At 61.5% G+C, this 7926-nt stretch carries 6 protein-coding genes and 1 pseudogene; 5 read left to right on the plus strand and 2 right to left on the minus strand.

Annotated features, from left to right (window positions below; all coding sequences use genetic code 11):
• Positions 1-412: 412 nt before the first annotated feature.
• Positions 413-1234 carry an AAA family ATPase gene (locus tag WA070_RS05220; protein WP_042853443.1) on the minus strand — a complete coding sequence of 274 codons (822 nt, stop codon included), beginning with the start codon at positions 1232-1234 and terminating at the stop codon, positions 413-415.
• A complete protein-coding gene (locus WA070_RS05225) occupies positions 1234-2715 on the minus strand; it encodes a Mu transposase C-terminal domain-containing protein (RefSeq protein WP_053085608.1) in 1482 nt (493 codons plus the stop codon). Before WA070_RS05225 ends, WA070_RS05220 begins: the two co-directional genes overlap by 1 nt.
• A 148-nt stretch (positions 2716-2863) precedes the next feature.
• Here WA070_RS05225 and WA070_RS05230 point away from each other — a divergent pair, with 148 nt between their 5' ends.
• From WA070_RS05230 to WA070_RS05250, 5 genes and pseudogenes are all read left to right on the plus strand, one after another.
• A complete protein-coding gene (locus WA070_RS05230) occupies positions 2864-3460 on the plus strand; it encodes a recombinase family protein (RefSeq protein WP_048575153.1) in 597 nt (198 codons plus the stop codon).
• Positions 3461-3525: 65 nt separating this feature from the next.
• Positions 3526-4875, plus strand: a complete 1350-nt coding sequence (locus WA070_RS05235) for a M1 family metallopeptidase (protein WP_223811145.1) — start codon at positions 3526-3528, stop codon at positions 4873-4875.
• A gap of 85 nt (positions 4876-4960) precedes the next feature.
• The gene (locus tag WA070_RS05240) at positions 4961-5512 is read left to right on the plus strand and encodes a recombinase family protein (RefSeq protein WP_004213210.1); all 552 of its coding nucleotides are present in this window, start codon (positions 4961-4963) and stop codon (positions 5510-5512) included.
• Positions 5509-6294, plus strand: a complete 786-nt coding sequence (locus WA070_RS05245) for an SDR family NAD(P)-dependent oxidoreductase (RefSeq protein ID WP_004213209.1) — start codon at positions 5509-5511, stop codon at positions 6292-6294. The genes WA070_RS05240 and WA070_RS05245 overlap by 4 nt, the downstream gene beginning before the upstream one ends.
• A gap of 846 nt (positions 6295-7140) precedes the next feature.
• Positions 7141-7803: pseudogene (locus tag WA070_RS05250) on the plus strand (IS110 family transposase); the annotation flags it as partial.
• Positions 7804-7926 lie beyond the last annotated feature (123 nt).

Below are 7926 nucleotides of genomic sequence, written 5' to 3' on the forward strand. Positions count from 1 at the left end.
CAATACCAGCGCACCGCCCACAGGATCACATCACCCTGGAAATGGCGCCACTTGAAATCCGTCATCGTTCCGTCCGTCCAATCTCCGCCAAGCATGCTCAAGCTTCACGATTTTTGCAACAGAGCCCTTATCCTCGCACCAGTCCGTCTTTTTGTCGGGGAACCGTTCGGAGAGGCGATAGAGATTGATCGTCACGCGCCATTCGCCGTTGAGCTTGCAGGCAGTCATGCCGGGCAGGGCTTTGATGGCGGCGCGGGTTGCTTGAACGGTCATAGCTCATTCCTCAATTGTTTTGCACAAAACAATTTATAGCCTCTTTCCGGCTGTCCGTCAAACGACCGTTTAGCGGACACGCACATTTTGTCCGCTTTCTTTGTAGATATCAGCGCTGATTGGCACCGTTCTGTCAGCGCTAAGTGACACCGATCACGAGGGTGCTGCGTGCAGCTTCCACCACGTCGTCAGTGATCGCGTTCAGGCCGTTGATCCTCAGGATGCGCTCGATCTGAACGAACAGCCGGTGGAGCAGACGGAAGTTGCCGCCCGTGATCCGCACGATGGTGGCGACCGCCTGCGCGTCGGTGAAGTCCGCTTCGTCCATCGCGAGTCCGAGGTCGCGCCAGCGCCGCGTGAGGACAAAGGTCAGCTCCTGATCCTGCAAGGGCCGGTACTGGTGGGCGAAGCCGACACGGCTGAAAAGCTGTGCGTATCGCTCCATGCGCTTTTCGATGCCCGGCATCCCGATCAGGATAAGGCCGATGCCCTGCCGGTCGAACAGGTCACGCAGATATTCCAGCCCCGTGTTGGACAGGCGGTCGGCTTCATCGACGATCAGCAGTTCGACGAAATGCTTCCGGGGCGAAACGACGATCTGATCCTTGGGCCGGACATGCTGATCGATACAGATATCGACCCGATCGATGAGGCGGGGCAGGTCCTGACGAAGCTCGCGCAGCGTGCTGCCGACTGTCGGCGTATAGAACACGGCACGCGCACGGGCGAGGTCGGCATATATCTTGAGATCGGACGCCTGCCGCGCACCCCAGGTCATGAGCAGATCGACTGCGCCGTCCCAGCGCGCGTAGCGTCGCGCGGAAAGGGTTTTGCCGACGCCGGCCGTGCCGTGACACAAGCCAATGTAGCGGTGCTTGCGGACGGCGTTGGCAAACTCGGTGAAGCGGCGATGTTCCTGCGTCGAGATGAAGCTGGTGGCGCGAGCGCTGCCGTCTGCCATCACTCGCCCTCGTAATAGGTGCGGAGACGCGGCTTGCTCCGTGTCACCTCGGGGGACGTGGCAGGCGTGGGTTTTGGCGTTGAGGCGCGCACCGAGCCGGAACCCAGCGGGCGCAAGATCGCGGGCAGATAGTCCGCAACGCGGGCCTTCCGCTCTCCGATCTCGCTCCGCAGGCGACGACGATAGGCGATGCGGGCGGCTTGCACGTCCTTGAGAGTGATACTCAGGCCGGCATGGTCGGGGCTGACGGCCCGGCACAGAAAGACGTTGCGATGGAATATCCGAACCTCGCCTACGTCGCGAGGATCGTAGCGGATCGTCACCGGCTCGCCGACATAGGCGGCGAGCGTAGGGTTGAAGTATCGCAGCCCCTCGAAACGGATGCCGTCGCGGTGGACGATGCGCGGCTTGGCGACCATGACCAGCAGCGCGTCCAGTTCCTCCAGCGTTTCCGGCATCCGGGACAGCCAGCCATCGCCGCGCCACGCATCGACGGGCGGTACGCCGATCGCCCTGTGCGGGCGGACGTTATAGGTCGCCACGATGTATGTGCCGATCGCAGCGTCCAGTTCGGGAAGCGTCAGGCGCGGGGGCGATACCGGTTTGCCGTTACGAAGATTGCCCGGCAGTTCCGCCAACAGTTCGGTGTTGATGGTGCGGAACAGCCGCTCGATCTTGCCGCGCCCCTGTGGACGCGCGACGGCAGAGTAGATCAGGCGGATACGCAGATCGGCCGCAGCCTGTTCGAGATGAAGGCTGGTGAAGTCCGATCCGTGATCGACGTACAGGACGTCGGGAATGCCGCATACCGGCCAGGTCGGATCGGCCTTGCGCCAAATCGCCTGTCGCAGCGCGAGCGACGTGTTGAGCGCGGAGGGCGCGCCGAGGAAAACCATGTAGCCTGCTATCACGCGCGAGTGATCGTCCAGCACCGTCGTCAGCCACGGCCGCACCGGGCGACCGCCGGCATCGAGGATCAGGATATCGAGCTGGGTGTGATCGGCTTGCCAGATCGCATTGGGGTGTTCGGCGCGGTGCCGATGCACCAACTCGAACTTGTCGCGGAAGGCGGCAGCACCTTCATGTGCCAAGGTCAGCATCGCCGGATCGATCCGCCGCACGATATCGCGCACGCTGCCATAGGACGGCATTCGCCATTGCCGTTCGCCGACGATGGCGGCGAGACGGCGATGGATGGTCACGATCGATGGCGGCGGTTTGAGCAGCGCCATGCCCTCGATCAGTTCGACTAGTTCTTTCGGGAAGGTACGCTTGCCGGCTTCGGGTCGGGTAGGACGCGCCAGCCCCGCCGGACCATCGGCGCGGTAGCGGGCGAGCCAGCGGCGAGCGGTGCGGAGCGAGATGCCGGCGTCGGTCGCGGCTTGGTCCAGCGGCACCGCATCATGGAGGTGCCGACGGAGCACAGCCATCCGTGGCGCGACTTCGGCACTTCCCGATTCCGACTTACGATCATCGGTCATGGTGATCTGCCCCGTCCGAAAGAGGATCGTTCAGCGGACGGTCGCCAGCTGACCTGTCGAGGCACGGGAAACCGCCAAAAGCCGAGTCTCATATAGATGGTACTATATCTTTTGCGTTGAGGGACCCCTTTACGTTACAGATTTCACCATGACACACACGCTGATCGGCTACGCCCGATGCTCCACCGACAAACAGGACCTTGCCGCCCAACAGGACGCGCTGGTCAAACTCGGCGTCGCGGCCAATCGCATCTACACCGACAAGGGCTTTACCGGGACGAACCGGACCCGCCCCGGTCTGGATCAGGCGCTCGCGGCGGTCCGAAGCGGCGACACGCTGGTGGTGCCCAAGCTCGACCGTCTTGCGCGGTCGGTGCCCGACGCGCGCGCGATCGGCGACGACCTCGCCATGCGGGGCGTAAAGCTACAGCTCGGGGCCAGTGTCCACGATCCGTCCGACCCGATGGGCAAGCTGTTCTTCAACATCCTCGCCACCTTCGCCGAGTTCGAGGCCGACCTGATCCGGATGCGGACCCGCGAAGGCATGGTGGTCGCACGTTCGAAAGGGAAGCTGCGCGGCAAGAAGCCCAAGCTGTCGGATCGCCAGCAGAAGGAGTTGCGCCGCATGTACGACACCGACGACTATTCGATCAGCGATCTCGCCGAGGTGTTCTCGATATCGCGGCCAACCGTGTATCGGACGCTTGGACGCCAATCTTCCGCGCCTGCGGCAAAGCCGGCGTGATCCTACCACGACCGCGCCTAGGTGTTGGCCCCATCGATAGAAGCTATGAGTATAAAGGGGCATCAGTGATCCGCAGAATGTTGGCGTCACCGTTAGCCGGGACGGCTCTGGGGTTGCTGTGCAGCCCTGCGTTCGCCGCCAACAGGCCTGGGGATGGATTCGAGGTAGCGAGCTACAGGCTCGCGCTTACCCCGGACATCGAGAACAGGACCGTCGCGGGACGTGAGAAGATCACGCTACGCGCGACGGTGGATGGCGTCCGGCGGCTGAATTTCTCCGCCAACACTCTCGGCATCGACAGTGCAACCCTCGATGGCGTGGCGCTCGCTCATACTGTGGAAGGCGATGTGCTCGGCTTCGATCTGCCCCGGCCGCTCCGGCGTGGACGCACGGTCAAGCTGGAGTTGTCCTATCATGGCCGCCCTGCACGTGGGTTCGCCGGCTCGGCGACGACGCTCTACACCAGCTATTTTGCCTGCGACTGGATGGTGTGTTCCCAGAACAAGTTCGGCGAGAAAGCGGCCTTCTCGCTCGATCTGCGTGTTCCGGCCGGGATGACCAGCCTGTCAGTCGGCAACATGATCGTGCGGCGACCGGGAGCGGACGGCAGCGAGATCCATACCTGGAAAGCGCCTCGGCCCTACTCGGCCTATCTTTACGGCTTTGCGGTGGGTCGACTCACGCGGGTCAGCGAACGGGTCGGATCAAAAAGGCTCACCTATCTGAGCAACACTGCCGACGCGGGCGAGCTGAAACGACGCTTGGCAGGGACAAAGGATATGGTCGCCTTTCTCTCCGCCAAGGCGGGCATGCCGCTTCCGGTTGCCGACTACAGCCAGCTTCTGGTCGAAGGCGATGAGGCGCAGGAGGCGGCGACATACTCCGTCCTCGGCAGCGATGCGCTGCCGAGGCAGCCAGATGATCCGTCGCAGGATTGGGCCATCGTACACGAACTTACCCATCAATGGTGGGGCAACCTGATCACATGCGAAACCCTCAAGGACTTCTGGCTGAACGAGGGCATCACGACATTCATGACGGCCGCATGGAAGCAGCATCGCTACGGTCGCGCCGCGTATGAAGCCGAACTCAATGAAGCCAGAAGCCGGTTTGAAAAGGCGCGAGCGATGGGTTTTGACAAGCCGCTGGCTTGGAACGGCACCTACCCGACATTGGGCGTCCGACGCGCGATCCAATACAGCAAGGGCGCGCTGTTCATGGCGCAGCTCCGGGTCACGCTCGGCGATGCCGCGTTCTGGTCTGGCCTGCGCCGCTACACCCGTGACCATGCGGGCGGCACGGTCACCAGCATAGACCTAAAGCGGGCGATGGAGGAAGCGAGCGGCCGGGACTTGCGTCCGCTGTTCGCCGAATGGGTGTTCGGCGAGGGCCTTTCGGAAGGGCAGTCGCAATAGCTTGGCCGTGATGACATTTACCGCTGACAGAACCATGCCAATTAGCTCTGACATCCACAGGAAAACGGACAGGATCGGGCATCATGTGGCGCTGATCGGCTATGCGCGCGTCTCGACCGCAGACCAGAAGCTGTCGCTCCAGCTTGACGCGCTGAACACTGCCGGGTGCGACCGTATATTCGACGATCACGCATCCGGGGCAAAAGCCGATCGGCCTGGCCTAACCGAAGCGCTCGCCTATTTGCGCCCCGGCGACACGCTGGTGGTCTGGAAACTCGACCGCCTCGGCCGCTCGATGAGCCACCTGATCGAGAAGGTCGGCGAGCTTGCGGCGCGCGGCATCGGGTTCCGCTCACTCACCGAGAATATCGACACCACCACTTCGGGCGGCATGCTGGTGTTCAACATCTTCGGCTCGCTGGCCCAATTCGAGCGTGACCTGATCCGTGAACGCACTCATGCCGGCCTCAAGGCCGCACGCGAGCGGGGCAACAAGGGTGGTCGCCGGCCTGTCGTTACCCCCGACAAACTACGTAAAGCGCGGGCGCATATCGCAGCGGGCCTCACTGTTCGTGAGGCGGCGGCCCGGCTCAAGATCGGCAAAACCGCCCTATACAAGGCTCTGGAAAACGCGTGAAACCGCTGGCGATCAAGAACTCGTGGGTGCTGGTCACAGGGGCTTCGACCGGTTTGGGCAGAGCGTCCGCCCTCCGCTTGGCGGCATCGTACCAGGCCAAGCCCCTGATTGTTGGACGAAGGCTCGACAACTTGCGGGAGCTACAGACCGAAATTGACGAGCGGTTCAATGTGCCATGCGAGATTATAGTGGCTGATCAACGTGAAATCGAGGGCAGGGAGAAAATCGCGGCTAAGGTTGCAGAATTGCAAGTAACAGCCGCTTTGTTGGTTGCCGGAATGACGAGCGTTGGTTCATTTGATGCAGGCCGTGCCGACACTTATGCCGAGGTAATTGAAACAAACATACTCGGTTTCACGGATTTGCTGGCTCGCCTGATTGCGATTTTCAGGGAGCAGCCGTTTGAATCCTCAGTAATCGCCGTGTCGAGCCTGGCGGGCGAAACATCCGTGCCCTTCCAAGCGGTCTACGGCGCGTCGAAAGCCTATGTGAGCACCCTCATGCGAGCGCTTTCCGTGGAGCTTGCCGGGACGGGAGTGAGTGTTGGGTCTTTTGCACCCGGTGGAATCGACACAGACATGGCTGCCCTCAGCGATTTGAAGTGGGGGAGGTTGGGTTTGATGGACGTTGACCGGTGCGCGGCCCATGCAGTCCACGCTCTGGTTTATCGGCAATCCTTCGCCATACCGGGGATGGGCAACCAGCTCACATATTTGGCGAGCAGGGTTCTACCTCGATCGTTGGTCAATCGGATTGCCGCCCTCCCATATCGGCGCCCGTAGGGCGGCACCACATAAAAGGGGCAGGAAAGCCTGCGAATAGCATCTGCTGGCATCGTACCGGATTTGTTCGCCCTTAGCGTGCAGATACGTCACTTTCGTGTAGTCACCCCTAACAGGACAGTTGAGCAACTCCTTGACGCTGACTGGGGCGCAGCTCCGTTAGATGCTCTAGTCCAGAATGCGCTTGTCAACTTCTCCCCTTACGCTGGCAGATGGCAATGCAGCGGGCCACCTGTCGACTTGGGTCCGAGTTCAGCCATGACGTTGATGCTCGCGTTGAATGAGCTGGCGACCAACGCGGTAAAGTTTGGCGCCTTCTCCAACGAGACAGGGACAGTCGAACTGACCTGGCAGATCGTGGAGGTAGGCGGCGCAACGCAGCTTTGGCTTTTGTGGACAGAGCGGGGAGGACCACCGGTACGCAAGCCTGAGCGCCAAGGCTTTGGAAGTCGGTTGATCAGCACTGCTGCCGGTCGAAGCCTTCGCGGACGAGCAGAGATCGACTTTCCGCAGTCTGGGGTGACCTGGACGCTCGTCGCTCCGTTAGCAGCGCTTCGCGGCTGAGCTGAGGCGCTGCTCAAACCTGGGTCCTTCGATGGGAGCCTGACAACCATGTCTCCAGCAGGCCGGCATCAACTGAGATTCAGGATAGCAAGGGGATCTGGAAGCGCTGCCTGAAGGCCGCTGCGGTTCAATCGGCGATCGCGCTGAGTGCGACAAGATTGCCCTCGCTGTTTTGGATCTCGGCGATAACCTACGTCGCCGATTTGCTTTATGGGATGGCCCGCCCCTTTTCCCCGGCATCGGGTATGATGCCGGTGCTTGAGAAGGGAAAGGAACGGACCGATGTCTATTGTGATCCTTGGCGTTGATCTGGGCAAGAACGCTTGCAGCATCGTCGGTGTGGATGCGACCGGGGCGGTTGTCCTGCGCCGATCGATGCGCCGACAAACACTGATCGATTACGTCTCGAAGCTACCAGCATGCATTGTGGCGATGGAGGCGTGTTGCGGCGCTCATCATATGGGCCGTCTCTTCGCCGATCATGGGCACGAGATCCGGCTGATGTCACCGGAATACGTTCGCCCCTACGTGAAAGCGCAGAAAAATGACGACCGGGATGCCGAAGGCATCGCCGAGGCAGCATCACGCCCGACGATGCGCTTCGTAGAACTCAAAAGCCAGGATCAGTTAGACATCCAGACCCTTCACCGCGTCCGGTCCCGTTTGGTGGCTGAGCGCAGGAGCCTGATCAACCAGTTGCGTGCGATCATGCTGGAGCGCGGCACGATTTTCCCTGTTGGTCGTCGGAAGCTGGAACTGGGTGTCGATGCCTTGCTCACTCAGGAAGAGACTGCGCTCTCCTCTCGGATTCGTCGGCTCATCGGTGACCTTCGTGCCGAATGGCGGGATCTCGATGAGAAGATTGAGAGCCTGAACGCGGAGTTCGTCGAACTCGCTCGCAACGATGCCGCAGCCCGGCGCCTGACATCCATCCCCGGTATCGGGCGTCACCTCAAGGTTTGTGCGCCAGACAACGATTTGGCAGACATAATGCGAACATCGGCTAATTAGCGAGCTTGAGGCGCGACATGGGATCGTTGAGCTGGCGGAATTCACCGCCAGGCGGAC

This window comes from Sphingobium sp. (genome assembly GCF_049304695.1).
Classification (GTDB): domain Bacteria; phylum Pseudomonadota; class Alphaproteobacteria; order Sphingomonadales; family Sphingomonadaceae; genus Sphingobium.

Excerpts from the sequence above, each read along its gene's own strand:
- WA070_RS05230 (WP_048575153.1), top strand. The coding sequence starts at position 2,864 with ATGACACACACGCTGATCGGCTACGCCCGATGCTCCACCGACAAACAG.
- WA070_RS05225 (WP_053085608.1), bottom strand. The coding sequence starts at position 2,715 with ATGACCGATGATCGTAAGTCGGAATCGGGAAGTGCCGAAGTCGCGCCA.
- WA070_RS05220 (WP_042853443.1), bottom strand. The coding sequence starts at position 1,234 with ATGGCAGACGGCAGCGCTCGCGCCACCAGCTTCATCTCGACGCAGGAA.